This is a genomic window from Caulobacter sp. FG7 (assembly GCF_057808875.1).
This window is the reverse complement of record NZ_JBMDIW010000045.1, coordinates 1-26,190: the sequence shown is the minus strand read 5'-3', so window position 1 is coordinate 26,190 and position 26,190 is coordinate 1. Positions and strand designations below refer to the sequence as shown.

General features: G+C 68.6%; 22 protein-coding genes, 1 tRNA gene and 2 pseudogenes. 16 read left to right on the top strand and 9 right to left on the bottom strand.

Annotated elements, in window-relative coordinates; translation table 11 throughout:
* Positions 1-21: 21 nt before the first annotated feature.
* Entirely contained in the window at positions 22-741 is a 720-nt protein-coding gene (gene rph / locus ACODR1_RS23735) for a ribonuclease PH (protein WP_488882636.1), read from the bottom strand.
* A gap of 138 nt (positions 742-879) precedes the next feature.
* On the opposite strand from rph, the gene hrcA reads away from it, so the two are divergent.
* Complete coding sequence (gene hrcA / locus ACODR1_RS23730) at positions 880-1,956, top strand: heat-inducible transcriptional repressor HrcA (protein ID WP_488882635.1); 1,077 nt, start codon at positions 880-882, stop codon at positions 1,954-1,956.
* Positions 1,957-1,969: 13 nt separating this feature from the next.
* A complete protein-coding gene (grpE, locus tag ACODR1_RS23725) occupies positions 1,970-2,587 on the top strand; it encodes a nucleotide exchange factor GrpE (RefSeq protein ID WP_488882634.1) in 618 nt (205 codons plus the stop codon).
* A 195-nt stretch (positions 2,588-2,782) separates the two neighbouring features.
* Here the strand turns inward: grpE and ACODR1_RS23720 are convergent.
* A pseudogene (locus tag ACODR1_RS23720) lies at positions 2,783-2,950 on the bottom strand (DUF2061 domain-containing protein); the annotation flags it as partial.
* A gap of 223 nt (positions 2,951-3,173) precedes the next feature.
* Here ACODR1_RS23720 and dnaN point away from each other — a divergent pair.
* The 12 genes and pseudogenes from dnaN (at position 3,174) to ACODR1_RS23660 (ending at position 15,461) form a co-directional block, all read left to right on the top strand.
* Positions 3,174-4,292: a DNA polymerase III subunit beta gene (dnaN, locus tag ACODR1_RS23715; RefSeq protein WP_101716762.1), complete on the top strand. Its 1,119-nt coding sequence runs from the start codon at positions 3,174-3,176 to the stop codon at positions 4,290-4,292.
* A gap of 158 nt (positions 4,293-4,450) precedes the next feature.
* Entirely contained in the window at positions 4,451-4,738 is a 288-nt protein-coding gene (locus ACODR1_RS23710) for a GIY-YIG nuclease family protein (RefSeq protein WP_488882633.1), read from the top strand.
* Between the two features lie 19 nt (positions 4,739-4,757).
* A complete protein-coding gene (locus tag ACODR1_RS23705; protein WP_488882632.1) occupies positions 4,758-6,719 on the top strand; it encodes a S9 family peptidase in 1,962 nt (653 codons plus the stop codon).
* The gene (locus tag ACODR1_RS23700) at positions 6,716-7,078 is read left to right on the top strand and encodes a hypothetical protein (RefSeq protein WP_488882631.1); all 363 of its coding nucleotides are present in this window, start codon (positions 6,716-6,718) and stop codon (positions 7,076-7,078) included. The genes ACODR1_RS23705 and ACODR1_RS23700 overlap by 4 nt, the downstream gene beginning before the upstream one ends.
* A 32-nt stretch (positions 7,079-7,110) precedes the next feature.
* A pseudogene (locus tag ACODR1_RS23695) lies at positions 7,111-7,218 on the top strand (hypothetical protein); the annotation flags it as partial.
* Between the two features lie 113 nt (positions 7,219-7,331).
* On the top strand, positions 7,332-7,709 hold the full coding sequence (locus ACODR1_RS23690; protein ID WP_488882630.1) for a VOC family protein: 378 nt from the start codon (positions 7,332-7,334) through the stop codon (positions 7,707-7,709).
* Positions 7,710-7,923: 214 nt separating this feature from the next.
* Positions 7,924-8,076 carry a hypothetical protein gene (locus tag ACODR1_RS23685; protein WP_277795776.1) on the top strand — a complete coding sequence of 51 codons (153 nt, stop codon included), beginning with the start codon at positions 7,924-7,926 and terminating at the stop codon, positions 8,074-8,076.
* Between the two features lie 170 nt (positions 8,077-8,246).
* A complete protein-coding gene (gene recF, locus ACODR1_RS23680) occupies positions 8,247-9,425 on the top strand; it encodes a DNA replication/repair protein RecF (protein ID WP_488882629.1) in 1,179 nt (392 codons plus the stop codon).
* Entirely contained in the window at positions 9,422-11,872 is a 2,451-nt protein-coding gene (gene gyrB / locus ACODR1_RS23675) for a DNA topoisomerase (ATP-hydrolyzing) subunit B (protein ID WP_488882628.1), read from the top strand. Before recF ends, gyrB begins: the two co-directional genes overlap by 4 nt.
* A 72-nt stretch (positions 11,873-11,944) precedes the next feature.
* Positions 11,945-12,796, top strand: coding sequence for a hypothetical protein (locus ACODR1_RS23670; protein ID WP_488882627.1), 852 nt, complete (start codon positions 11,945-11,947; stop codon positions 12,794-12,796).
* Between the two features lie 268 nt (positions 12,797-13,064).
* Complete coding sequence (locus tag ACODR1_RS23665) at positions 13,065-14,270, top strand: saccharopine dehydrogenase family protein (protein WP_488882626.1); 1,206 nt, start codon at positions 13,065-13,067, stop codon at positions 14,268-14,270.
* A gap of 18 nt (positions 14,271-14,288) precedes the next feature.
* Positions 14,289-15,461, top strand: a complete 1,173-nt coding sequence (locus ACODR1_RS23660; RefSeq protein WP_488882625.1) for a carboxynorspermidine decarboxylase — start codon at positions 14,289-14,291, stop codon at positions 15,459-15,461.
* A gap of 34 nt (positions 15,462-15,495) precedes the next feature.
* Here the strand turns inward: ACODR1_RS23660 and ACODR1_RS23655 are convergent, their stop codons facing one another.
* The 5 genes from ACODR1_RS23655 to ACODR1_RS23635 all read right to left on the bottom strand — a co-directional run bounded on the left by ACODR1_RS23655 (position 15,496) and on the right by ACODR1_RS23635 (position 22,683).
* The gene (locus tag ACODR1_RS23655; protein ID WP_488882624.1) at positions 15,496-16,146 is read right to left on the bottom strand and encodes a flavin reductase family protein; all 651 of its coding nucleotides are present in this window, start codon (positions 16,144-16,146) and stop codon (positions 15,496-15,498) included.
* Between the two features lie 192 nt (positions 16,147-16,338).
* Positions 16,339-17,736, bottom strand: a complete 1,398-nt coding sequence (locus ACODR1_RS23650; protein ID WP_488882623.1) for an efflux transporter outer membrane subunit — start codon at positions 17,734-17,736, stop codon at positions 16,339-16,341.
* Between the two features lie 148 nt (positions 17,737-17,884).
* A complete protein-coding gene (locus ACODR1_RS23645; protein ID WP_488882622.1) occupies positions 17,885-21,067 on the bottom strand; it encodes an efflux RND transporter permease subunit in 3,183 nt (1,060 codons plus the stop codon).
* A 187-nt stretch (positions 21,068-21,254) separates the two neighbouring features.
* Positions 21,255-22,430 carry an efflux RND transporter periplasmic adaptor subunit gene (locus tag ACODR1_RS23640; RefSeq protein WP_488882621.1) on the bottom strand — a complete coding sequence of 392 codons (1,176 nt, stop codon included), beginning with the start codon at positions 22,428-22,430 and terminating at the stop codon, positions 21,255-21,257.
* Between the two features lie 73 nt (positions 22,431-22,503).
* On the bottom strand, positions 22,504-22,683 hold the full coding sequence (locus ACODR1_RS23635; RefSeq protein WP_488882620.1) for a hypothetical protein: 180 nt from the start codon (positions 22,681-22,683) through the stop codon (positions 22,504-22,506).
* Between the two features lie 168 nt (positions 22,684-22,851).
* On the opposite strand from ACODR1_RS23635, the gene ACODR1_RS23630 reads away from it, so the two are divergent.
* Complete coding sequence (locus ACODR1_RS23630; protein ID WP_477028318.1) at positions 22,852-23,493, top strand: TetR/AcrR family transcriptional regulator; 642 nt, start codon at positions 22,852-22,854, stop codon at positions 23,491-23,493.
* A gap of 86 nt (positions 23,494-23,579) precedes the next feature.
* On the opposite strand, the gene ACODR1_RS23625 is transcribed toward ACODR1_RS23630, so the two are convergent.
* On the bottom strand, positions 23,580-24,047 hold the full coding sequence (locus ACODR1_RS23625) for a low molecular weight protein-tyrosine-phosphatase (RefSeq protein WP_488882619.1): 468 nt from the start codon (positions 24,045-24,047) through the stop codon (positions 23,580-23,582).
* A gap of 74 nt (positions 24,048-24,121) precedes the next feature.
* Positions 24,122-24,198: transfer RNA gene (locus ACODR1_RS23620), tRNA-Arg, on the bottom strand.
* 279 nt (positions 24,199-24,477) lie between these two features.
* On the opposite strand from ACODR1_RS23620, the gene ggt reads away from it, so the two are divergent.
* A partial coding sequence (ggt, locus tag ACODR1_RS23615) for a gamma-glutamyltransferase (RefSeq protein ID WP_488882618.1) occupies positions 24,478-26,190 on the top strand: 1,713 nt, incomplete at its 3' end.

Sequence of the window (26,190 nt, the reverse complement as noted above, 5' to 3'; positions counted from 1 at the left end):
GAGGGCAGGGTCACGCCTGGATTACTTCGCGCCGATCGCGGCGCGCTGGAAGGCGAACAGCTCGCCGATGCCCTTTTCGGCCAGGCCGAACAGGGTGTCGAACTCGCCGCGGGTGAAGCCGCGCTTCTCGCCGGTGGCCTGGATCTCGACGATGTCGCCGCCGCCGGTCAGCACGAAGTTGCCGTCGGCCTCGGCGTTGGAGTCTTCCTCGTAGTCGAGGTCGAGGACCGGGGTGTCCTTGAACACGCCACAGGAGACGGCCGCCACCTGGCCCATGATCGGGTCGGCCTTCAGCACGCCCTCTTCCAGCAGGTAGTTGGTGGCCAGGCGCAGGGCGACCCAGGCGCCGGTGATGGCGGCCGTGCGGGTGCCGCCGTCGGCCTGGATGACGTCGCAGTCGAGGCTGATCTGGCGCTCGCCCAGGGCCTTGAGGTCGACGACGGCGCGCAGGGAGCGGCCGATCAGGCGCTGGATTTCCTGGGTGCGCCCGGTCTGCTTGCCGGTGGCGGCCTCGCGGCGACCGCGGGTGTGGGTGGCGCGGGGCAGCATGCCGTATTCGGCGGTGACCCAGCCGGCGCCCTTGTTGCGCATCCAGCCCGGGACGTTTTCCTCGACCGTGGCGGTGACCAGCACCTTGGTGTGGCCGAAACCGATCAGGCACGAGCCTTCGGCGTAGCGGTTGACGCCGGTCTCCAGCGTGACGGCGCGAAGCTGGTCGGGGGCGCGTTCGGACGGACGCATGGGCAAACTCCGGTCTTTGAGGCTCCAGGGGAGCCGAAGGGTCTGGTCGTATCTGAAGGCGCCGCTTATCCTCCCCCGAACGGGAACCTCCAAGTCCCCGCTCGATTTTTTCGACATCCGTTCCTATTTCGAAGGGCCATGACGCAGCTTTTTCCGGGACCGATCGCTCGGACGCCCGGCCTGACCGAGCTGGACGCCCGCGCCCGCGACATTTTCCGCCGGGTGGTGGAAGGCTATCTGGAGACCGGCGAGCCGGTCGGATCGCGCACCCTGTCGAAGGGCGGCGTGCAGCTGTCGCCGGCCTCGATCCGCAACACCATGCAGGACCTGGCGCAGCTTGGCCTGCTGGACGCGCCGCACACCAGCGCAGGGCGCATGCCCACGCACGCGGGCCTTCGGATGTTCGTCGACGGCTTCCTGGAGGTCGGCGACGTCGGCGAGGACGAGCGGCGCGAGATCGAAAGCCGCCTCTACGCCAAGGGCCGCACCTTCGAGGAGGCGCTGAACGAGGCCTCGGCCATACTGTCGGGCCTGGCCGGCGGGGCCGGCATCGTCGTCACCCCCGTCCGCGAGGGCGGGATCAAGCACGTGGAGTTCGTGGCCCTGGGCGGCGGCCAGACCCTGGCGGTGATGGTCTTCGAGGACGGCACGGTCGAGAACCGGCTGATGCGCGGCGGGGCGGGGCTGACGCCCTCGGCCTTCCAGGAGGCCTCGAACTTCCTCAACGCCCGCCTGCGCGGCCGCACCCTGACCGAGGCCAAGGACGAGATCCGCGCCGAGCTGGAGACCGCTCGCCGGCAGCTGGACGAGACCGCCGCCCGCCTCGTCGAGGACGGCCTGGCCGCCTGGGGCGGCGGGGAGGGGGCCGAGCGCGCCCTGATCGTGCGCGGCCGCGCCAACCTCTTGGCCGACGCCTCGGCCCGCGAGGACCTGGAGCGGGTGCGCCAGCTGTTCGACGACCTGGAGCAGAAGGGCCAGCTGATCGGCCTCCTGGACGACGTGCGCGACGCCGAGGGCGTGCGCATCTTCATCGGGGCCGAGACGCGACTCTTTTCGCTTTCGGGTTCCTCCGTGATCGCGGCGCCCTATATGACGGGGCGACAGAAGGTGCTGGGTGCGATCGGCGTGATCGGGCCCACGCGTTTGAACTATGCCCGGGTGATCCCGCTGGTGGACTATACCGCCCGCGTGCTTGGCCGGATGATCGATGGATGAGGACTGTTTGGAAATGACCGACGAGCAAACGCCGGCCGAAGACGTCGCTTTCGAAGCCGAGGATCTGGCTCAGGAAATCGAGGCCCTGAAGGCCGAGATCGCGGCGATGAAGGACCAGGCCCTGCGCTATGCGGCCGAGGCCGAGAACGTCAAGCGCCGCGCCGAGCGCGAGATGAACGACGCCCGCGCCTACGCCATCCAGAAGTTCGCCCGCGACCTGCTGGGCGCGGCCGACAACCTGTCGCGCGCCACCGCGGCCAGCCCGCGCGATTCGCAGGACGCGGCCGTGAAGAACTTCATCGTCGGCGTCGAGATGACCGAGAAGGAGCTGCAGGCGGCCTTCGAGCGCAACGGCCTCAAGAAGGTCGACCCGACCAAGGGCGAGAAGTTCGATCCCCACCTACACCAGGCGGTGATGGAGCAGCCCTCGGACGAAGTCGCCGCCGGCGGCGTCGTCGCCGTCCTTCAGGTCGGCTACGAACTGTTGGGCCGCCTCGTGCGCCCGGCCATGGTCGCCGTCGCCGCCAAGGGCTCCACCGGCCCGGCCCCGGCCGAACCGGCGGCCGCCGCGGCCAACCCGTATGCGGCCTCCGGCGAGGAGTCGGGCGGGTCGTTCGATACGAAGGCTTGATGAAAAGGCCCTCTCCGCAAGGAGGGGGCTTTTTTCTTAGGGGCTTCCCACACCGTAAAATCCCCGCGAAAGCGGGGACCCAGGCTTTTTTCTGAAACCCAGGGCGCTCGACGATAAAACACCTGGGTCCCCGCTTTCGCGGGGATTTTACGGGTGTTGGTGCGAAGCCTAAGCCGCCGCCTTTTCCTTGCCGAACTTGCTCCACACCCGCTCATGCAGGTTGAACGCCACGGTCTGGACCATCGGCTCGACGATGCCCACGGCCAGGGCCACGCGCCAGTCGCGGGTCAGGGCGTAGGCGACGGCGATGGCCACCGTCAGGTGCATGGTGGCGTAGGTGGCGGTCTTCAGGGCGAGGCGCATGATGCGATCTCTTGTTGCGATTGATTATCAATATAAGAAATGGACTTGACCCTGCAAGGGTTGCGAACCGGATTCGCCCACCGCCGGATGCGCCAAAAGGCCGCCTAGGGCTCTTCCCTGTCGGCCCGATTACGGTAATGTCCGTGGTCCATTGACGATGGGGCCGTTGCGCGAGGGGGATTCTCTTGATCGACCAGGCCCTGCGTCCAGCTTGGACCGAGAAATGAAGCTTACCATCGAGCGGGCGGCGCTGCTGAAGGCGCTGGGTCACGTGCAGAGCGTCGTCGAACGCCGCAACACCATCCCGATCCTGTCGAACATCCTGCTGTCTGCGGATCGCGACACGCTTTCGTTCTCGGCCACCGATCTCGACATGGAGATCATCGACGAGGGCCTGGCCCAGATCGACGTGCCCGGCCAGATCACCGCGCCCGCCCACACCCTTTACGAGATCGTCCGCAAGCTGCCGGACGGCTCGGACGTGTCGCTGAACTTCTCGGGCGACGATCCGCGCCTGGTCATCCAGACCGGCCGCTCGCGCTTCAACCTGCCGGTGCTGCCGGCCGGCGACTTCCCGGTGATGAGCAACGAGGGCCTGTCGAGCCGCATCGCCGTCGACGTCAACGAGCTGATGCGCCTGATCGACAAGACGCGCTTCGCCATCTCGACGGAAGAGACCCGCTACTATCTGAACGGCCTCTACCTGCACACGGTCAACGAGGGCGGCGAGACCAAGCTGCGCGCCGTGGCCACCGACGGCCACCGCCTGGCCCTGGCCGAGATGCCGGCGCCGGAAGGCTCGGCCGGCCTGCCGGGCGTGATCGTGCCGCGCAAGACCATCGCCGAGGCCCGCCGCCTGCTGGAAGACGCCGGCGAGTCGATCGACCTGCAGGTCTCGCCCCAGAAGGTCCGCTTCGAGTTCGGCCGCGCCGCCCTGACCTCCAAGGTCATCGACGGCTCGTTCCCCGACTACATGCGCGTGATCCCCAAGGACAACGCCAAGATCCTGACGCTGGACAACGACCTGTTCGCCAAGGCCGTCGACCGCGTGGCCACCATCTCGGCCGAGAAGAGCCGGTCGGTGAAGCTGGCCATCGAGCCGGGCCGCATCACCCTGACCGTCCGCAACATGGAAGCCGGCCAGGCCGTGGAAGAGGTCGAGGTCGACTACGACGGCGAGCCCTTCGAAATCGGCTTCAACGCCCGCTACCTGCTCGACGTCTGCGGCCAGATCGGCGGCCCGCAGGCCGAGTTCCGCTTCGCCGACCCGGCCTCGCCCACCCTGGTGGTCGATCCGACCGATCCGGGCGTGAAGTACGTGCTGATGCCGCTGCGGGTCTGATTGAAAATTCTGGGTTCGGTTTTTCACCGTAAAATCCCCGCGAAAGCGGGGACCCAGGCTTTTTCTGAAACCCTTGGCGCTCGACGATAAAACACCTGGGTCCCCGCTTTCGCGGGGATTTTACGGAAGTAGGGGGAGCGTTCGAGGGGGGGCAATTCGTGGCGTTCTACGTCTACATCGTCGCCAGCCGCCGCAACGGCACGCTCTACATCGGCCATACTGACGACCTGGCTCGCCGCATCTGGGAGCATCAGGAGAAAGTCCGGCCGGGCTTTACCCGAAAATACGACGTCGGAATGCTCGTCTGGTACGAGGTCCACGACACCCGCGAGTCCGTTCTGATCCGCGAGCGCCAAATGAAGAAATGGCGCCGGCTCTGGAAGCTGGAACTCATCGAACGCACCAACCCGGGCTGGCGCGATCTGGCCCAGGATCTGAACTGCTAGATCGACCGGAGACGCCCTCGTGAAATCACGCCTGCTTGTCCTGACCGCCGCCCTGGCGCTGTCGACCTCGACCCTGGCTTTGGCTCAGAGCGCCCAGCCCGTCGAGCGCCGCGAGATCGGCAACCAGATCCTCGAGAACGTGCCGGTCGCCGATCCGGCGATCCGGGCCAGCCTGGCGCGCTACCAGAACGCCCGCAGCGCCAGCTTCCAGGACTGGGCGGCCGGCGGCGGCATGCTGATCGTCACGCGTTTCGGCAACACCAACCAGATCCACCAGGTCGCCGCCCCCGGCGCCGACCGCAGCCAGCTGACCTTCCACGACGAGCCGGTCAGCGGCGTCCACACCCTGCCGGCCAATGGGGCGTCTACCGGCGAGGTGCTGTTCTCCAAGGACACCGGCGGCGACGAGTGGTTCCAGCTGTTCGTGCGCGACGCCTCGGGCAATGAAGTCCAGCTGACCGAAGCGGGCACGCGCAACCAGTCGCCGGCCTGGTCGGGCGACGGCAAGGTGCTGGTCTGGAGCCGCGCCACCAAGGGTTCGGCCAACTACGACGTCGTGATGCGCGATCCCTCCGCGCAGGGCGGTCGCCGCGTGATCTTCAAGGGCGAGGGCCAGGTCTCGCCGATCGACGTCTCGCCCGACGGCAAGACCGTGCTGCTGGGCCGCTACTTCTCGATCGGCGAGAGCAAGCGCTGGCTGCTGGACGTGGCCACCGGCAAGACCACCGAACTGAACCCGGTGAAGGGCAAGGTTTCCTACGACGGCGGCCTGTTCACCCCGGACGGCAAGTCGATCCTGATGCTGTCGGACGAGGGCTCGGACTTCATGCGCCTGGTCGAGTTCGACCTGGCGACCGGCAAGAAGCATCTGGTCTCGGGCGAGCGCCCGTGGGACGTCGAGGACTTCAAGCTGTCCAAGGACGGCCGCGTCCTGGCCTATGTGGTCAACGAAGACGGCTATTCGAAGCTGGTCGTGCAGGACTTCCGCACCCGTCGCGCCCTGCCGCAGCCGCAGTTGCCGGGCGGCGTGGTCTCGGGCCTCGCCTTCTCGGAAGACGGCTCGAAGATCGGCTTCTCGCTGGCCACGCCCACGGCGGCCAGCGACGCCTGGAGCTTTGACCTGGCCAGCGGCCAGGTCACGCGCTGGACGGCCTCGGAACTGGGCGGCCTGGACGCCAAGGCGCTGGTGAGCCCGGAACTGGTGCGCTTCCCGTCGTTCGACAAGCGCTCGATCCCGGCCTTCGTCTACAAGCCCAAGCTGGCGGCCGGCCAAAAGGCCCCGGTCATCATCGACATCCACGGCGGCCCGGAAGGCCAGTCGCGGCCGGTGTTCAACCCGTTCCACCAGCACACCACGGCCGAGCTGGGGGCTGCGGTGATCGTCACCAATGTTCGCGGCTCGTCGGGCTACGGCAAGACGTTCCTCAACCTCGACAACGCCGAGAAGCGCGAGGACTCGGTCAAGGACATCGGCGCGCTGCTGGACTGGATCAAGACGCAGCCGGATCTCGATCCCAATCGCGTGGTGGTCTACGGCCAGTCCTATGGCGGCTACATGTCGCTGGCGGTGATGACCCACTATTCCGACCGCCTGGCCGGCGGCGTCGAGCGCTATGGCATCTCCAACTTCGTTTCGTTCCTGCAGAACACCGAGGCCTATCGCCGGGATCTGCGCCGGGCCGAATACGGCGACGAGCGCGATCCGAAGATGCTGAAGGCCTTCGAGACGATCTCGCCGCTCAACAACGTCTCCAAGATCACCAAGCCGATGCTGGTCATGCAGGGTTGGAACGATCCGCGGGTGCCGAAGTCGGAGTCCGACCAGGTGGTCGAGAAGCTGCGCGAGAAGGGCGTGGAGACCTGGTACGTCCAGTTCAAGGACGAGGGCCACGGCTTCGCCAAGAAGATCAACAACGACCGCCGTCGCGAGGTCGAGACCCAGTTCCTGCAGAAGGTGCTGGGAACCGGCGCGGCCCAGTGAGTTCGCGGGGCGGTCCCGCCGGCCTGCTGCGCGAGGACCGCTTCGACGACCTCTTCGAGCGGATGCTGACCCTGTGGGCGGCGATCGACTTTTCGGACTGCTCGACCTGGTTCGAGCGCTCCGAGGCGGTCGCCAGCGCCTTCGCCTCGCTGGAGGGGGCGGTCGACCTGGCGGCGATGAACTCCGCCGTGCACCGGGCGATCGCCGTGGATGCGCCGTCCGAGGTTCCGGTGCGCGAACTGGTCGATCGCGGCGTGGCCCGCGAGGTGTTCGAGGTCGAGATGCGCCGCGTGCTGCTGGGCGCGGCGGGCGTCTGGCGCCTGACGGAGGTCGAGGTCGCGCGGGGGTATTTCGGGTAGGGGACGTTTTCCCCGTCCTCACCAATTTTCGTCATCCCGGCCGCAGCGAAGCGGAGAGCCGGGACCCAGGGGCCGGCGCATTGCGGTTCCCCCTGGGTCCCGGGTCTGCGGCCCGCTGCGCGGTCCTTCGCCCGGGATGACGATATTGGCAGTGCTGTGAAATCCGTTGGCGGAGTAGGGATTGCCACGCCCCTTGACGCCCACAGCCTCCGCACGCCAACGTCCGTTTCATAAGAAAACGGGAGGCGCCGCCATGGCCAAGATCAGCTACATGACCGTCGGTTCGAACCGGCTGGAGGAGGCCAAGGCCTTCTACGACGCCCTGCTGGGCTCGATCGGCATGAGGCCGCTGTTCGAGCATCCGTCCGGCGGCCGGCTCTATCGCGGCAAGGGCGTGGGCATGTTCGGAGTGCTGGGGCCGTATGACGGCAATCCGGCCTGCATCGGCAACGGCATGATGGGCGGCTTCGACTTCGACACCCGCGAGGAGGTCGACGCCTTCCACGCCAAGGCCATCGAACTGGGCGGGGCCTGCGAAGGCGCGCCGGGCGAGCGGATGCCCAAGGCCTATTTCGCCTATTTCCGTGACCTCGACGGCAACAAGCTGTGCGCCTACCGGCTGGGGGAGTGAGCCTAAGAAACCTCCCCCTGTGGGGGAGGTGATCGCGAAGCGATCGGTGGGGGAAGTTGTCGCGAGATCGGCCAGGGTCTCGGAAGCTGAAAACGGCCCCTCTCCGGCCCGTTGGGCGCCTCCCCCGGAGGGGGAGGATCTCGTTTTCCGGCCCCCTTTCCGCCCTGATCCGGGCGTAGCGCGGCGGTGTCGCTTTTCTCTGCTGGAGACACCCATGCGCTTGGCCTGGGATCGTATCGCCGTCGTGCTGGTCAGCGCCGGGGCCTGGGCCATGGTGCTGCTGGCCGGGCCGCATCTGATGCACGGCCTGCGGAGCGCGCCGCGCCTGCTGGCCCACGCCGGGGCGGGGCGTCGCTGGCAGGGCTGATCGATCCGTGCCTGATCCTCGCCCTTCGACAGGCTCAGGGTGAGGATCAAAGGGCGACGTCCGAGTATCAAAACCTCGTCCCGAGCGCATCGAAGCCTCATCCTGAGCTTGTCGAAGGACGATCCAGCCAAGGCGTGACGCCGCCCGCGACGTGGCTTACAGAGACGCCCATGGCGTCCGCCACCATCGCCCGCCTGCGGCTCACCGACTTCCGATCCTACGAGCGCGCCGATCTCCTGACCGGCGGGCGCAGCGTCTATCTGTTCGGGCCCAACGGCTCGGGCAAGACCAACCTGCTGGAAGCCGTCAGCCTGCTGTCGCCCGGCAAGGGCCTGCGCGGGTCGAGCCTGGCCGAGGTGGGCCGCCGCATGCCGGGCGAGGGCGTCGGCCGGGCCTGGGCCGTGGCCGCCGAGATCGAGCAGGCCGACGGCGAGGCGCTGAAGGTCGGCACGGGCACGGAAGCTGCCGGCGCCTCGCGCCGCATCGTCCGGATCGAGGGCGAGACCGTGCCGCCGGGCCGCCTGGCCGACCACGTGCGGCCCATGTGGCTGACCCCCGCCCAGGACCGCCTGTTCCTCGAGGCCGCCTCGGAGCGGCGCAAGTTCTTCGACCGGCTGGTGTTCGCCGCCGAGCCGGCCCACGCCAGCCACGCCAACGCCTACGACAAGGCCCAGCGCGAGCGCATGCGCCTGCTGTCGGACGCCGCCGACGGCGGGGCGCCGGCCGATCCGGCCTGGCTGACGGTGCTGGAGGCCCGCCTGGCGGCCGCCGGCGCGTTGATGGCCGAAGCCCGGGCGCGCACGCTCATCGCCTTGCAGGCCGAGATCGACGGGCGCGGCGATCGGCCGTTTCCGCAGGCCCGCCTGACCTTGACCGGCGCCTGGGAGCTGATGGCCCTGGACGGGGTCCCGGCGGCCGAAATCGAGCTGCAGCTGGCCCAGGCGCTGGCCGCCGCGCGGCCGCGCGACGGGGCCGCGGGCAGGGCCTTGACAGGCCCGCACCGGGGCGATCTGGCGGTGTTCCACGTCGACAAGGACCGTCCGGCCTCGGAATGCTCCACCGGAGAGCAAAAAGCGCTGATTTTGAACCTGGTTTTGGCCCAGGCGGCGAGACTTTCGCGTGCGGAATCCGCGCCGAATCCTATAGTGTTGCTCGACGAAGTCGCCGCGCATCTCGACCTCACCCGGCGAGCCGCTCTGGCCGACGAACTCACGGCGCTCAAGCTCCAGGCCTTCCTCACCGGCACGGACGAGTCGCTGTTCGACCATCTCAAGGGTCGGGCGTTGGGCGTTCGCGTCAGCGAGGCCGGCCTGACCCCCATTGAGTCTACGGCTCTGGAAGACGAATGACCGAGAATACCGAAGGCCAAGTCCCCGAAGTTCCCGAAGAAGCCGTCGCCGGCGAATACGGCGCGGACTCGATCAAGGTCCTCAAGGGCCTGGATGCGGTGCGCAAGCGCCCGGGCATGTATATCGGCGACACCGACGATGGGTCGGGCCTGCACCACATGGTCTACGAGGTGGTCGACAACGCCATCGACGAAGCCCTGGCCGGCCACGCCACCAAGGTCCAGGTGATCCTCAACGCCGACGGCTCGGTGACGGTCACCGACGACGGTCGCGGCATTCCCACCGACATCCACGAGGGCGAAGGCGTCTCGGCGGCCGAGGTCATCATGACCCAGCTGCACGCCGGCGGTAAGTTCGACCAGAACAGCTACAAGGTCTCGGGCGGCCTGCACGGCGTGGGCGTCTCGGTCGTCAACGCCCTGTCGGACTGGCTGGAACTGCTGATCCACCGCAACGGCAAGGTCCACCAGATGCGCTTCGAGCGCGGCGACGCGGTGACCTGGCTGAAGGAGACCGGCGTCTCCCCCGTGCGCGAGGACGGCCCCAAGGCCGGCGAAGTGCTAACCGGCACGGAAGTGACCTTCTTCCCGTCGAAGGAAACCTTCGCCTTCATCGAATTCGACCGGAAGACCCTCGAGCATCGCCTGCGCGAGCTGGCGTTCCTGAATTCGGGCGTGACTATCTATTTCAAGGATCACCGCGACGCCGAGCCTTGGGAAGAGAAGCTGTTCTTCGAGGGCGGCATCGAGGCCTTCGTTCGTCACCTCGACAAGGCCAAGACCCCGCTGCTCAAGACGCCGATCACGGTGCGCGGGACCAAGGACAAGGTCGAGCTCGACCTGGCGATGTGGTGGAACGACAGCTACCACGAGCACATGCTGTGCTTCACCAACAACATCCCGCAGCGGGATGGCGGCACGCACCTTTCGGCCTTCCGCGGCGCCCTGACCCGGGTGATCAGCAACTACGCCGAAAGCTCGGGCATCCTGAAGAAGGAAAAGGTCAACCTGGGCGGCGAAGACAGCCGCGAAGGCCTGACCTGCGTGCTGTCGGTCAAGGTGCCCGACCCCAAGTTCAGTTCGCAGACCAAGGACAAGCTGGTCTCGTCCGAAGTGCGTCCCGCTGTTGAAAACCTCGTCGCCGAGGGCCTGTCGACCTGGTTCGAGGAACACCCGAACGAAGCCAAGCAGATCGTCAGCAAGATCGCCGAGGCCGCCGCAGCCCGCGAAGCCGCCCGCAAGGCGCGCGAACTGACCCGCCGCAAGAGCGCGCTCGACATCACGTCACTGCCCGGCAAGCTGGCCGACTGCTCCGAGCGCGATCCGGCCAAGTCCGAGATCTTCATCGTCGAGGGTGACTCGGCCGGCGGCTCGGCCAAGCAGGCCCGCAACCGCGACAACCAGGCCGTCCTGCCGCTGCGCGGCAAGATCCTGAACGTCGAGCGAGCGCGCTTCGACAAGATGCTGTCGTCCGACCAGATCGGCACGCTGATCACGGCGCTGGGCGCCGGCATCGGCCGCGACGACTTCAACCCGGACAAGGTGCGCTACCACAAGATCGTGCTGATGACCGACGCCGACGTCGACGGCGCCCACATCCGCACCCTGCTGCTGACCTTCTTCTACCGGCAGATGCCGCAGCTGATCGAGCGCGGCTACATCTACATCGCCCAGCCGCCGCTCTACAAAGCCAGCAAGGGCAAGTCGTCGCGCTACCTCAAGGACGACACCGAGATGGACGCCTTCCTGGTGGACGAGGGCGTCGACGGCGCTGAGCTCGACCTGTCGTCGGGCGAGCGCCTGATCGGCCAGGACCTGCTGGCGCTGGTGCAGCTGGCCCGCTCGGCCAAGGGCAATATCGACCGCCTGGCGGCTCGCGCCCCGGCCTCGGCCATCGAGCAGGCGGCCCTGGCCGGCCTGCTGGGCGAGACGCCTGACGCCGCCGCCGCCGCCGGCCGCCTGAACCTCTACAACGAGGAAGGCGACGGTCCCTGGTCGGGCGAGCGGGGCGACACCGGCTACGTCTTCAGCCGCGTGCGTCGTGGCGTGTCGGAGCGCATCGTGCTCGACGACGTGCTGCTGCACGCCGCCGACGCCCGTCGCCTGGCCGAACGCGGCGTCAAGCTGGCCGAGGTGTTCGCCAAGCCGGCCGTGTTCCGCCGCAAGGACAAGTCGACCACCATCCGCGGTCCGCTCGACCTGGTGCAGGCCGTGCTCGACGCCGGCCGCAAGGGCCTGACCATCCAGCGCTACAAGGGGCTGGGCGAGATGAACCCCGACCAGCTGTGGGAGACCACGCTGGACGTCGACGCCCGCACCCTGCTGCAGGTCAAGGTCAACCACGCCGACGACGCCGACGACATGTTCAGCCGCCTGATGGGCGACTTGGTCGAGCCGCGCCGCGAGTTCATCCAGGAAAACGCCCTGGACGCCGAAGTCGACGTCTGACGACGCTTGGCCCTTGCGGGCGAACGGTGTTTTTGAAACCCTCCCAGGTTGAGCGACCTGGGAGGGTTTTTCATGCCGGTTTCGATATTGGCGGCCGCGATGCTGGCGCTTTCGGTTCCACAAGGGACGCTGCCGCCGCCGGCGGTCGACGAGGTCGAGGTCTCGCCCCGGGGCGTGGATCCCTATCCGGCCTTCGTGCGGCGGGCCACGCCCCTGACGCCGGCCGGCAAGGTGATGGTGTGGTCGGCGGCGCTGTGCCCCTACGTGGCCGGCGGGCGCACCGAGGAGAACCGCTACCTGCACGACCGCATCAGCCAGACGGCGCGCGCGGCCGGGGTGCGGATGGCGGCCAAGGGCTGCCGGCCCAACCTCACCGTCGTGCTGGCCGACGAGCCCGAGACGCTGGTGCGCAAGGCCAGGGCGGCCGGCAAGTTCTGGGTCGACCGCGAGCGGCCGGTGAGCTTCGAGCGCTACGCCACCACCGACCGCCCGGTGCGGGTGTGGACCAACTTCGCTGAGGTCGACGTCATGCGCGGCGCGGTCAGCGCCGACGGTCTGGGCAATGATCTCCTGATGTTCACCATCAGCAGCGCCGGCTCGCGCGTGCGCACCTCGGTCGTGGGGGTGATCCAGGACCAGTTCGTGGTGGTCGATCGCCGGCGGATGGGCGGGCGCAAGCTGGCGGGGCTGGCCGACTATGTCGCCCTGGCCGGGGTGGCCTCGGCCCGCGCCGACCAGGACTATGCCGGCTTCAACACCGTGCTGAACCTCTTCACAGAAGAGGGTAGGGGCGACGCCTCGCCGATGGACCGGGCCTATCTGCGCGGCCTGCAGACGGTGAAGCCCGACTCGCCCGGCGGCTCGCAACTGGGCCAGGTCGTCACGGCCATGCGCGCCGAACGCGACGGCAAGACCGGGCGCTAGTCCGCGGGCGAAACGCCCCGACAATCCAGAGCAGACAGTCGCCGGACGAGGACCGCCTCGGCCCGGGCGAACCGCCGCACCCATTCCGACACGCACCCGCCATCAAGTTCGTGTAAAGGCTAGGGATCTTTCAGGTCTCGCCTCGTTCATGCGGCCTCCCCAAGCGGAAGGCCGATCGTTCCTATCGAAGACCTGATCCACGTGATAAGAGGCCCGCCCCCCAGAATCAGGCCGAGGGCGGGGCGGTAGGCGTTAGGAGAAGCCAAAAATGAGCAGGGTGCTGGTTATCGGCGCGGGTGGCGTTGGTTCGGTCGCTGTCCACAAGATGGCGATGAACACGGATATTTTCTCGCACATCACCTTGGCGAGCCGCACGAAGTCGAAATGCGACGCCATCGCCAAGTCGGTGCTGGAGCGCACGGGCGTGACCATCGACACCGCGGCGATCGACGCCGACGACGTCGCCGCCACGACCGCGCTGATCAAGGCGGTGCAGCCGGCCCTGGTGGTCAACCTGGCGCTGCCCTACCAGGACCTGGCGATCATGGACGCCTGCCTGGCGTCGGGCGTGAATTATCTCGACACGGCCAACTACGAGCCGCGCGACGAGGCCAAGTTCGAATACAGCTGGCAGTGGGCCTACCAGGACCGCTTCAAGGACGCCGGCCTGATGGCCCTGCTGGGCAGCGGCTTCGACCCGGGCGTGACCTCGGTGTTCACGACCTACACCAAGAAGCACCTGCTGGACCGGATCGACACGCTCGACATCCTGGACTGCAACGGCGGCGACACCGGCCTGCCGTTCGCCACCAACTTCAACCCCGAGATCAACCTGCGCGAAGTGACCGCCCCGTCGCGTCACTGGGAAAAAGGCCAGTGGATCGAGGGCCCGGCGCTCAGCCACAAGCAGGTGTTCGACTTCGAGGGCGTGGGCCCCAAGAACATGTACCTCATGTATCATGAGGAGCTGGAATCCCTGGCCAAGTTCTATCCGGAGATCCAGCGCATCCGCTTCTGGATGACCTTTGGCGACAGCTACCTCAAGCACCTGGAAGTGCTGGGTAATGTCGGCATGACCAGCATCGAGCCGATGATGTTCCAGGGCCGCGAGATCATCCCGATGGAGCTGCTCAAGGCGCTGCTGCCCGAGCCGTCGTCGCTGGGTCCGCTCACCAAGGGCAAGACCAACATCGGCACGATCGCCACCGGCGAGAAGGACGGCAAGGCCCGGACCGTCTACGTCAAGAACATCTGCGACCACGAGGAAGCCTACGCCGAGACCGGCAACCAGGCCGTCAGCTACACCACGGGCGTTCCGGCCATGATCGGAGCGGCCATGATGCTGACCGGCAAGTGGAAGGGCGCGGGCGTGTTCAACATGGAGCAGCTCGACCCCGATCCGTTCATGGACATGCTGAACCAGCACGGCCTGCCGTGGACGGTCGAAGACCTGGCGGCTCCGCTGGCTTTCTAAGGACCAAGAACGAGACCCATGGAAACCAGGGCCGGTGATCCGGGCGCCTTCGCGCATTTCGACCTGAACCGCGTCGCTTCGCCCGCCTTCGTGGTGGACGAGGTCGCGGTGCGGCGCAATCTGGCCGTCCTCAAGGACGTGCGAGATCGCGGAAACGCCCGCGTCCTGCTGGCCCTGAAGGCCTTTTCAATGTGGTCGCTGGCGGACGTCGTCGGGGAGTATCTCGACGGCGTCTGCGCCTCGGGCCTGTGGGAAGCGCGGTTGGCCCGCGAGTTCTACAAGGGCGAGCTGACCACCTATTCGCCCGCCTACAAGGCTGAGGATCTGCCCGAGATCCTGCGGCTGTCCGACCACGTGATCTTCAACTCGCCCGACCAAGTGGCGCGTTTCGAGGGTGTGATCGCGCAGGCCCGCGCGGACGGCGAGGTGTTCGAGATCGGCCTGCGGCTGAACCCCGAACATTCCGAGGGCGAGGTCGCCAAGTACGATCCGGCCCAGCCCTGTTCGCGGCTGGGCTTCCCGGTGTCGCAGCTGCGGCCCGAGCACATGCAGGGCGTCGATGGTCTGCACATCCACGCCCTGTGCGAGCAGGATTTCGAGCCGCTGGCCCGCATCTGGGCGGCGGTGGAGCCCAAGCTCGCGCCGCTGCTGGGCGGGGTGAAGTGGCTGAACCTGGGCGGCGGCCACCACGTGACCCGCGCCGATTACCAGACCGACCGCCTGGTCGCGTTCCTGAACGAGGTGGCCGTTCGCCACGGCGTGCAGGTCTATCTGGAGCCCGGCGAGGCCGTGGCGCTGGACGCCGGCATCCTGGTCGGCGAGGTGCTCGACGTCTTCGACAACGGCATGCCCATAGCCATCACCGACATCTCGGCCACCTGCCACATGCCGGACGTGATCGAGGCCCCGTACCGCCCCGCCATGCTCAAGGAGCCGGCCGAGGGCGTCGCCGTGCGCCTGGGCGGCCCGTCCTGCCTGGCCGGCGACATCATCGGCGACTACGTCTTCGCCGAGCGCCCGGCGCCGGGAACGCGCATCGCCTTCCTCGACCAGGCCCACTATTCGATGGTCAAGACCAACACCTTCAACGGCGTGCCGCTGCCCGCGATCGCGCTGTGGAACAGCGACACGGACGGGCTGCGGCTGGTCCGGCAGTTCGACTACGCCGCGTTCCGCGACCGGCTTTCCTAATCGCGCCGGCCTGACGGGCCAGTCGGCCGGTGGCCTATTCGGCAGGCGGGATGTCGGCCTTGGTCGGGCGGAAGATCTCGAACATCGCGGCGGGGTCGACGGCGACATAGTCGCCGCGGCCGCCCCAGCGCAGGATCGGCTGGCCCGCCGGCGCGTCGTAGACGCGGTCTGGACGGATCAGCCGGCGGTCGATGTGGACGGCCACGACCTCGCCGAAGGTCATCCAGGTCTCGACCGCCTCGCCGGCCGCCGTGGTCAGCTGGAAAGACTGGGTGACGCGGCACTCGAAGTTCACCGGGCTTTCCAACACGCGCGGCGCGGCGATCAGGCTGCTGTCGACCGGCGTCAGGCCGGCCAGTTCGAACTCGTCCTGGCCGGGGGCGGCGGGCACCGAGGTCATGTTCATCGCCTGGGCCAGCTCGCGCGTGGCCAGGTTCCAGCAGAACACGCCGGTGGCCTGGACGTTGGCGATGGTGTCCTTCCAGCCCGTCGAGGCGAAGCCGACGATCGGCGGGGTGTAGTTGAAGGCGTTGAAGAAGCTGTAGGGCGCCAGGTTGCGCCGCCCCTGGGCGTCGACGCTCGAGATCCAGCCGATCGGCCGCGGGCCGACGATGGAGTTGAACGGGTCGTGGGCCAGGCCGTGGCCGTCGCGGGGATGGTAGACGTAGGCGTCGGCGGCGGCCATGCGGGGGGCTCCAGGTTGGAGCTGTGCAGGTAGGGATGGGGGAGGGGTTCGGCAACAAGGTGCTCCCCCTGAAGGGGGAGCTGTCGCGGAGCGACTGAGGGGGAAGCGGCCGCGAAACAGGCCAATGCGGGGGAAGCTGATAACGGCCCCCTCCGGCCCTTCGGGCCACCTCCCCCAGAGGGGGAGGATCCCTTACGACCACCCGCCTCCCAGCGCCTTGTAGATGGCCACGACGTCGGTGTTCACGCCGGTTTCGGCGACCGTCAGCGAATCCTCAGCCGCCAGCAGGGTGCGTTCGGCGTCGAGCAGCACCAGGAAGTCGATACCGCCTTCCTTGTATTGGATGCGGGCCAGTTCGGCGGCGCGGCGCGAGGCGGCGGCCTGGTCGGCCAGGCTCTTCAGCCGGGCCTGGCGCTGGGCGTAGGAAACGAGCGCCGTCTCCAGGTCCTCGATCGCCGCCAGCACGGTCTGGTCGTAGGCCGCCAGGGCCGCGTCGTTGCGGGCCTCCGCGGCCTTCAGCCGCGCGCGGGCGCCGCCGAGGTCGAGCGCCGGCCAGCTGACCGCCGGGGCGACCGACCAGGCCTGGCTGGCGCTGTTGCCGAAGCCTGACGACGTGCCCGACAGGAAGCCGACGAAGCCGGTCACCCGCACGCGCGGGAAGAGGTCGGCGGTGGCCACCCCGACCTTGGCGGTCTGGGCCGCGAGGCGACGCTCGGCCGCCTGCACGTCGGGGCGGCGGCGCAGGAAGTCCGACGCCTCGCCGATCGGCAGGGCGGTCACCAGCGGCGCGGGTTCCTCGGCGCGCGGGGCGAGCTGGGCGTCCAGCGCGCCGGGACGTTGGCCGGTCAGCACGGCCAGGCGGTAGTTGGCGCGGGTGGCGGCGGTGACCAGATCGGGGATCGTGCCTTCCGTGGCGTTGAGGCGGGCCTCGGCGCTGGCGACGTCGATCGCCCCGCCGGCCCCGGCCTCGAACCGCACGCGGGTCAGGCGCAGGGTGTCGCGCTGGGTCTCGAGATTGCGGCGGGCCACCGCCAGGCGGGCCTGGGCGCCACGCAGTTCCAGGTAGTTGCGGGCGACCTCGGCGGCGACGGTCACCTGCACGTCGCGCAGGTCGGCCTGGGCGGCCCCGGCCTCGGCGCTGGCGGCCTGCACGCCGCGACGCACGCGGCCGAAGAGGTCGATCTCCCAGGCCGCATCCAGGCCGGCGCGATAGCTCTCGACCTCGACCCGCTGGTCGGAGAAGCCGGGCTGCTGCTGCTTGGTGTCGGTATAGCCGCCCGAGGCGGTGACGCGCGGGATCTGGTCGAGGCGCGCGTCCTTGAACAAGGCGCGGGCCTCGTCGACGCGGGCCACGGCGACCTTGAGGTCGAGATTGGCGGCCAGGGCCTGGGCGACCAGGGCGTCGAGCGTCGGGTCGCCGAACGCCTTCCACCACTGGGCCTCGGGATTGGCGGCGGTGGAGGCGACGGCGGGGGTCGCGTTCTGGAGGGCGACGGGCGCGGTGGCCGGGGCCTTGTAGGTCGGGCCGACGGCGCAGGCCGTGGCCAGCAGCGAGACGCCGGCGACGAGAGCGACTTTGAGGAAGGTCATGGGAAACCTCGGAAGGTCTCCCTTCCCCCTTTGATGGGGGAAGGGGCGGGGATGGGGGTGACAGCATTTCAGGATGGGGAGCGCGGCCGACGCCGCTTCACCCCCACCCCTGGCCCCTCCCCCATCAAGGGGGAGGGGAAGGTTTGTGCTAGTGAGCCTGCGCCTCCACCGCCGGGGCCGTCTTCACGGTCGCCAGCGACTTGCGGCCCGAGAGCCGGCGGATGACGTAGTAGAAGACCGGCGTCAGGATCAGGCCGAAGACGGTGACGCCCAGCATGCCGGAGAACACCGCCACGCCCATGGCTCGGCGCATCTCGGCCCCGGCCCCGTGCGACACCACCAGCGGCCAGACGCCCATGATGAAGGCGATCGAGGTCATCAGGATGGGACGCAGGCGCAGGCGGCAGGCCTCCAGCACCGCCTGGAGCGGCGTGTCGCCCTCGATCTCGCGTTCGCGGGCGAACTCGACGATCAGGATGGCGTTCTTGCACGCCAGCCCCACCAGCACGATCAGGCCGATCTGGGTGAAGATGTTGTTGTCGCCGCCGGTGACCAGCACGCCGACCAGGGCCGACAGCAGGGTCATCGGAACGATCAGGATCACCACCAGCGGCAGGCTCCAGCTTTCGTACTGGGCGACCAGCACGAGGAAGGCCAGGAGCACGCACAGCGGGAAGATGTAGATCGCCGTGTTGCCGGCCAGGATCTGCTGGTAGGTCAGCTCGGTCCATTCGAAGCCGATGCCGTTGGGCAACTCTTCAGCCGCGATCTTCTCAAGCGCAGCCTGGGCCTGGCCGGTGGAGAAGCCGGGGGCCGGGCCGCCGTTGATCTCGGCGGTCAGCATGCCGTTGTAGTGCATCTCGCGGTCGGGACCGGTGGCCTCCTTGAAGCTGACGAAGGCGCCCAGCGGGATCATCTGGCCGTCGCCGTTGCGGGTCTGCAGGCGCAGCATCTGCTCGGGCTGCAGGCGGAAGTCCTGGTCGGCCTGCACGTTGACCTCGTAGGTCCGCCCGAAGCGGTTGAAGTCGTTGACGTACAGCGAGCCCAGATAGACCTGCAGGGTCTCGAACAGGTCGGTCAGCGACACGCCCTGGGCCCGGGCCTTCTCACGATCGATGTCGGCCTGGATCTTGGGAACGCTGACCTGGTAGCTGGAGAAGACGCCGGCCAGGGCCGGATCCTTCTGCGCCTTGGCGATGATCGCCTGGGTCTGCTTGTAGAGCTCGTCCGAGCCGAGGCCGGCCTTGTCGACGATCTGCATGCGGAAGCCGCCGATGGTGCCCAGCCCCTGCACGGACGGCGGCGGGAAGACCGCGATCTGGGCGTCGGGGATGGCGGCGAACTTCTGGTTCAGCTGGCCGACGATGGCCCCGGCCGAGAGGTCCTTGCTGCGGCGGTCCTTGAAGTCGCTGAGCGGGAAGAACACCGCGCCGGCGTTGGGGCTGTTGATGAAGCCGTTGGCCGACAGGCCCGGGAAGGCCACCGAGTGCTCGATGCCCGGGGTCTTCATGGCGATGTCGCCCATCTGCTTGATCACGGCCTCGGTGCGGTCCAGCGAGGCGGCGTCGGGCAGCTGCACGACGGCGACCACATAGGCCTTGTCCTGCTGCGGCACGAAGCCGGACGGGGTGCGGGCGAAGGCGAGAGCGGTGAGCAGCAAGAGGCCGCCATAGACGAACAGCGAGGCGGTCGAGCGGCCCAGCGTCGCCTTCACGCCGCGGACATAGCCGTTCGAGGCGCGGTGGAAGACCTTGTTGAAGGGAACGAACAGCCAGCCCAGCAGGCGGTCGATCAGCTTCTGGAAGCGGTCCTTGGGCGCGTGGTGCGACTTCAGGAGCACGGCGGCCAGGGCCGGCGACAGGGTCAGCGAGTTGACGGCCGAGATGATCGTCGAGATGGCGATCGTCAGGGCGAACTGGCGGTAGAACTGGCCCGACAGGCCGGTGATGAAGGCCGTGGGGATGAACACCGCGCAGAGCACCAGGGCCACGGCGATGATCGGGCCGGTGACCTCGCTCATCGCCTTGCGGGTGGCCTCGGGCGGGCTTAGCCCGTTCTCGATGTGGCGCTCGACGTTCTCGACCACGACGATGGCGTCGTCGACGACGATGCCGATGGCCAGAACGAGGCCGAACAGGGTCAGGGCGTTGAGACCGAAGCCCAGCAGCAGCATGATCGCGAAGGTGCCGATCAGCGACACCGGCACGGCCAGGAGCGGGATCACCGAGGCGCGCCAGCCCTGCAGGAAGATCACCACCACGATGACCACCAGGATGATGGCCTCGATCAGGGTGTGGACCACCGAGTCGATGCTTTCCTGCACGAAGGCGGTGGTGTCGTAGATGATCTCGTAGTCGACGCCTTCGGGGAAGTCCTTCTTCAGCTCCTTCATGGTCTTCTTGACCTCGGCCGCCATCTCCAGGGCGTTGGAGCCGGGGCGCTGGAAGATCGGCACGGCGACGGCCGACTTGTTGTCCAGCAGGGAGCGCAGGGCGTAGTTGTTGGCGCCCAGTTCCACGCGGGCCACGTCGCCCAGGCGGGTGATCTGGCCGTCGGCGCCCGAGCGGATGATGACGTCGCGGAACTGGTCTTCGTCGGTCAGGCGGCCGGGGGCGTTGATCGACAGCTGGAATTCGGCGCCCGAGCCGGCGTTGGGCGGCGCGCCCAGCTGGCCGGCGGCCACCTGCACGTTCTGCTCGCGCAGGGCCCGCACGACGTCGCCGGCGGTCATGCCGAGAGCCGCAACCTTCTCCGGATCCAGCCACACCCGCATGGAATAGGCGCCGGCGCCGAAGATCTGCACGTCGCCCACGCCGTCGATGCGCTTGAGGCGATCGCGGACGTTCAGCTGCGCGTAGTTGCTCAGATAGAGCATGTCGTAGCGGTTGTTGGGCGAGATCATGTGCACGACCAGGGTCAGGTCGGGCGAGGCCTTGTTGGTGGTCACGCCGATGCGCTGCACCTCCTGGGGCAGTTTCGGCAGGGCCTGGGCGACGCGGTTCTGCACCTGCACCTGGGCCTTATCCAGGTCGGTGCCCAGCGCGAAGGTCACGGTCAGGATCATGGCCCCGTCCGAGGCCGACTGGGACGACTGGTAGATCATCCCCTCGACGCCGTTGATGGCCTGCTCCAGCGGCGAGGCGACGGTCTCGCCGATCACCGACGGGTTGGCGCCCGGATAGGCCGCGCGCACGACGACCGTCGGCGGCACCACCTCGGGGTACTCGCTGATCGGCAGGTTGGGCAGGGCGACAAGCCCCGCGATGAAGATGACGATGGACAGCACGGCGGCGAACCGCGGTCGTCCGACGAAGAATTTTGCGAAATTCATGGGGAGCGTCCGGGGAGGGGAGGGACGAGTTTGGAGACCCCCTCGGCCTTTGCGGGAGAGGGGAGCGTTCAGAGGGGCCGCCCTCGTCTTTCGACAGGCTCAGGAAGAGGGCTACTTTTGCGAGGGGCGGGTCAGTCGAAACCCTCATCCTGAGCTTGTCGAAGGACGAGGGTTTCGCGCTCCGCCGTTAGTTCTGGCTCGTGCTCGTCGCGACCGAGGCCACCTTCCGCGGGCCGACTTCCAGCTGGCCGAGGTCGGCCGCCTGAGTCTTCACCGCCACCGGGGCGACGGTGTCGCCGGGCTTGACCTTCTGCAGGCCGCCGACGATCACCCGGTCGCCGGGCTTGAGGCCCTGGCGGACGACCCGCAGGTTGCCGGCCAGCGGGCCGACCTCGACGGGCCGGTACTGGGCCTTGTTGGCCTGGTCGACGACGATGACGTAGCGCTTGCCGAGGTCGGTCGCGATGGCGCGGTCGGGGGCCAGGGCCACCGTCTGGCTGGCGGCGCTGACCAGGCGGATGCGGGCGAACAGGCCCGGCGTGAACTTGCCGTCGGCGTTGGCGAAGATCGCCCGGCCGCTGATCGTGCCGCTCTTGGCGTCGAGCGCGTTGTCGATGAACGACAGCTTGCCCTCGTGCGGATAGCCGTCCTCGGTCATCAGGCCCATGTAGACCGGGCTTTCCTTGCCGCGCTCGGCGGCGGCGTACTTCAGGAAGGTCTGCTCGTCGGCGCTGAAGGCCGCGTAGATCGGTGCGTCGGAGACCACCGTGGTCAGCATGTCGGCCTGGGTGACCAGGTTGCCGCGGGTGATGCGGGCCTTGGAGACGCGGCCGTCGATCGGCGAGACGACCTTGGTCCATTCCAGGTTCAGGCGGGCGGTCTGCAGGGCGGCCTGGGCGGCGGCGAGGTTGGCCTGGGCGGCCTTCTCTTCCGAGGCCAGGCGGTCGAATTCGCTGCGGGCCAGGGCGTTCTGGTCGATCAGACGCTGGCCGCGTTCGCGGTTGACGACGGCCAGGTCGAGCCCGGCCCTGGCGCGGGCCACTTCGGCGCCGGCGCGGGCGGCCTCGGCCTGGAACGGGCGCGGGTCGATCTCGAACAGCACCTGGCCCTTGCGGACATAGGCGCCTTCGGCAAAGCGCACGGCGTTCACATAGCCGCCGACCCTGGGGCGGATGTCGACGGTGTCGACCGCCTCCAGGCGGCCGGTGAAGTCGTCCCACTGGCGCAGCGACTTGAAGGCCACGTCGGCGACGGTGACCTGCACGGCGGGGGCGGGGCCCTGTTCGGGCTTGGCCTGGGCGCTGCAGGCGGTAAGGACCGCCAGCGCGGCGAGGCCGGCGAAGGTGTTGATGGCTTGGCGCATCGAAGGACCTGTCGAGAAGGACGCTCGGGGAGGCGAGCGGACAAGAAGGAGAGCGGGGGTACGCTTGGGACGACTATTCCCAGGTCGGCGGACGGTAGGGTCGCGACGACCGGGTGCGGGGCTTGGGCGCGGCGGCCTTGCCGATCCAGCGCTGGATCGAACGGCCGTGGCGGGCTGCGCTGGCCAGCCACCCGGTGGAGAGGCAGGCCGTGGCGGCTTCGGGGGCGGCGGTGATGTCGCCCGCGTTCGGCATGGCTTGCGCTCCGTTCAACGGGTAAGAGGGTGAGAAATGTCGCAGGGTCTGTTGCTTGACTTGGCTCGGCGGAATGACGATTTAGGATGTGACGATACCGTTCGGTATCACTCCATGGCGGAGAGATACTGACCGGTAACTCTCACGTCAAGGCGAGGTGTTGCGAAAATGGCTGCGAGAAAATCTGGGGAGGTCGGCTCGGGGGAGCTGGGAGCCGGGACGGCGTGCGCGCCGGACGGTCCGCCAGCGTCCAAGAGGCCCGCCCGCGACCGGATCTTCGAGACGGCCCGCGAGCTCTTCTACCAGCACGGCATCCGGGCCGTCGGCGTCGAGGCCATCGCGGCCGAGGCCGAGGCCACCAAGATGACGCTGTACCGGAACTTCCCCTCGAAGGACGAACTGGTCGCCGAGGTGCTGCGCGAGCAGGAGCGCGAATACTGGGCCTGGTGGGACGGCGTCACGGCCTGCTGCTGCACCGATCCGCGCGCCCAGCTGGAGGCGATCTTCGACGCCTTCGAGACCAAGGCCTGCGACATGAACGTCCACGGCTGCCCGCTGTCGAACGCCGCCATCGAGCTGCACGAGGAGAACCACCCGGCCCAGCAGGTGTCGGTGAACTACAAGCGCTCGCTGCACGGCCGGCTGATCGACCTGTGCCGCCGCGCCGACGCCGCCGACGACGAACTGGCCGACGCCCTGATGCTGCTGATGGAGGGCGCCTACACCGCCCGCGTCACCCTCGGCGCCGACGGCCCAGCCCGCTCGGTCGCCCGCGCCGCCCGCAGCCTGATCCGCGTGCATTTGGGTTAGAAAGATCCTCCCCCTCTGGGGGAGGTGGCCCGAAGGGCCGGAGGGGGGGCGTTTTCAGCTCCCGCTGATTTGGTCGTCTCTTCCCCTTAACCAGAGGGTCTCAGCTTCGCCGCCAGCCCGCGCGCGCCGGCCATCGCATCGGCCCAGGTGACCTCGAATCCTGCGTCGTCGCCATAGTAGGGATCGGCCACGGCCTTTCCGGCGCGCCCGTCCACATGATCCAGCAGCAGGCTCAGCCGCGCCCGGCTCCCCGCCGGCGCCAGGCGCTTCAGATTCCGCAGATTGTCCAGATCCAGCGCCACCACGTGGTCGAAGCGCTCGAAATCGGCCGCCGTGACCTGGCGCGCCGCATAGTGGCCGATCTCCACCCCGTGCCGCCGCGCCGTGGCCTGCGCCCGCCGATCCGGCGGATCGCCCGCGTGCCAGCCGCCCGTGCCGGCCGAATCCACCACGACGTCCAGGCCCAGCCGCTCGGCCTCCAGCCTGAACGCAGCCTCGGCCAGCGGCGAGCGACAGATGTTGCCCAGGCAGACGAAGAGTACGGAAACGGTCATGCCACAGCGCTACGGCCAAACCCGCCACGCCGACAACCTGGAATTTTCAGGAGTATCTTCAAGGAGAAGAAGAATGGCGCGCCCGGAACGATTCGAACGTCCGACCCTCAGATTCGTAGTCTGATGCTCTATCCAGCTGAGCTACGGGCGCGCACTGCCTTGCGGCGAGGCGGGGGGAGATACCCCGTACCCCTGGGGTGCGCAAGCATCTTGTCGCTAGAAAGTCGCCAAGTTCGGTGGATAACTGCGCGATCCCTTGGCGCGTAAGGGTTTTCGAGCGCGAAAAAGATGTCGCAGGGGCGTGCGGCGGCGATTTTTCGCGAGCGTGGTGGCGGCGTCGGGGGCATGGTTCGTCGAATCTCCGCTGTCCGAGTCGGATTTCCGACGCGCCGGACGGCCTGTTCCGCGCCCTCGCCCGAAGGATCCGCCCATGCGCCTGCCCGTTCTCGCCGCCCTCGCCGTCCTGACCGCTTGCGGAGGGATCGCCGGCTGCGCGACCGCGATGGGGCCGCAAGCTGCGGCGACGGCCCCGGCCACCGCCGGCGCGGCGGCCGCCTACAGCCCGCGCGGCATGGTGGCCTCGGCCAATCCGCTGGCGACGGAGGCGGGCCTGCGAGTGCTGCGCGAGGGCGGCTCGGCCGTCGACGCCGCAGTGGCCGTGCAGGCGGTGCTGGGCCTCGTGGAGCCGCAGAGCTCGGGCCTGGGCGGCGGCTCGTTCATGGTCTTCTACGACGCCAGGACCGGCAAGGTGACGGCCTATGACGGCCGCGAGACCGCCCCGGCCGGCGCGACGCCCGCCCTGTTCCTGGGCGAGGACGGCAAGCCGGTGTCGTTCATCGCCGCGGTGCTGTCGGGTCGCTCGACCGGCGTGCCGGGGGCGGTGGCCATGCTGGCCCAGGCCCAGAAGGAGCACGGGGCCATCGGCTGGGACCGCCTGTTCCTCGACGCCGAAAAGCTGGCCGACCAGGGTTTCACGGTGAGCCCGCGCCTGGCCTCGATGATCAACGGCCGCTCGCCCCAGGGCCAGACGCCCGACGCGACCGCCTATTTCACCAAGCCCGAAGGCGGGCGCTACCAGGCCGGCGAAACCCTGAAGAACCCGGCCTACGCCGCCACCGTGCGCCGCCTGGCCGCCGAAGGCCCCTCGGCGCTCTATGAAGGCCCGCTGGCGCAGGCGATCGTCGCCAAGCTGCACGAGGGCGAGCGCCCCTCGGCCATGACCCTGGCGGACCTGAAGGCCTACAAGCCGCGCAGCGCCGACGCCCTGTGCCGGCCGTGGAAGGTCTACAGCGTCTGCGTGCCCAACCCGTCGTCGAGCGGCGTGTCGCTGTTGCAGGCGCTGCTGATGCTCGAGCACACCGACATTTCAAAGCGCGGACCCAAGGACCCGATCGCCTGGACCCAGATCGCCGAGGCCGAGCGGGTGATGTACGCCGACCGCGACCGCTATGTCGGCGACCCGGGCAAGGTCAGCGTGCCGATCGAGGGGCTGCTGGAGCCGGCCTATGTGAAGGAGCGCGCCAGGCTGATCGGCGAGACGGCCGGCCCGGCCCCGAGCTTCGGCCTGCCCAAGGGCGCGCCCAAGGTCGGCCCGGACTCGACGATCGAGCCGGGCGGCACCACCCACTTCGTCATCGTCGACGCGGCCGGCAACGTGGTGTCGATGACCACCACGGTCGAGAGCATCTTCGGCTCGGGCCGGATGGTCGGCGGCTTCTTCCTCAACAACCAGCTGACCGACTTCAACTTCGCCCCGATCGACAAGGACGGCCTGCCCGGCGCCAACGCCGTGGCCGGGGCTAAGCGCCCGCGTTCGTCGATGTCGCCGGTGGTGGTGCTGGACAAGAAGGGCAAGTTCCTGGCCGCCGTCGGCTCGCCCGGCGGCTCGGCGATCCTGTCCTATAATCTGAAGGCGATGGTGGGCGTGTTCGACTGGGGCCTGTCGATGCAGGACGCCGTGGCGCTGCCCAACCTGGTGGCGCGTGGCGATACGTTCTCGGGTGAAGTGAACCGCTTCGGTCCGGAGCTGACCGCCGCCCTGCAGGCGCGCGGCGTGATGGTCAAGGAAGGCCAGAACGAGAATTCGGGCCTGCACGGCGTGATCGTGCGGCCGGGCGGCAAGCTGGAGGGCGGGGGGGCTGCG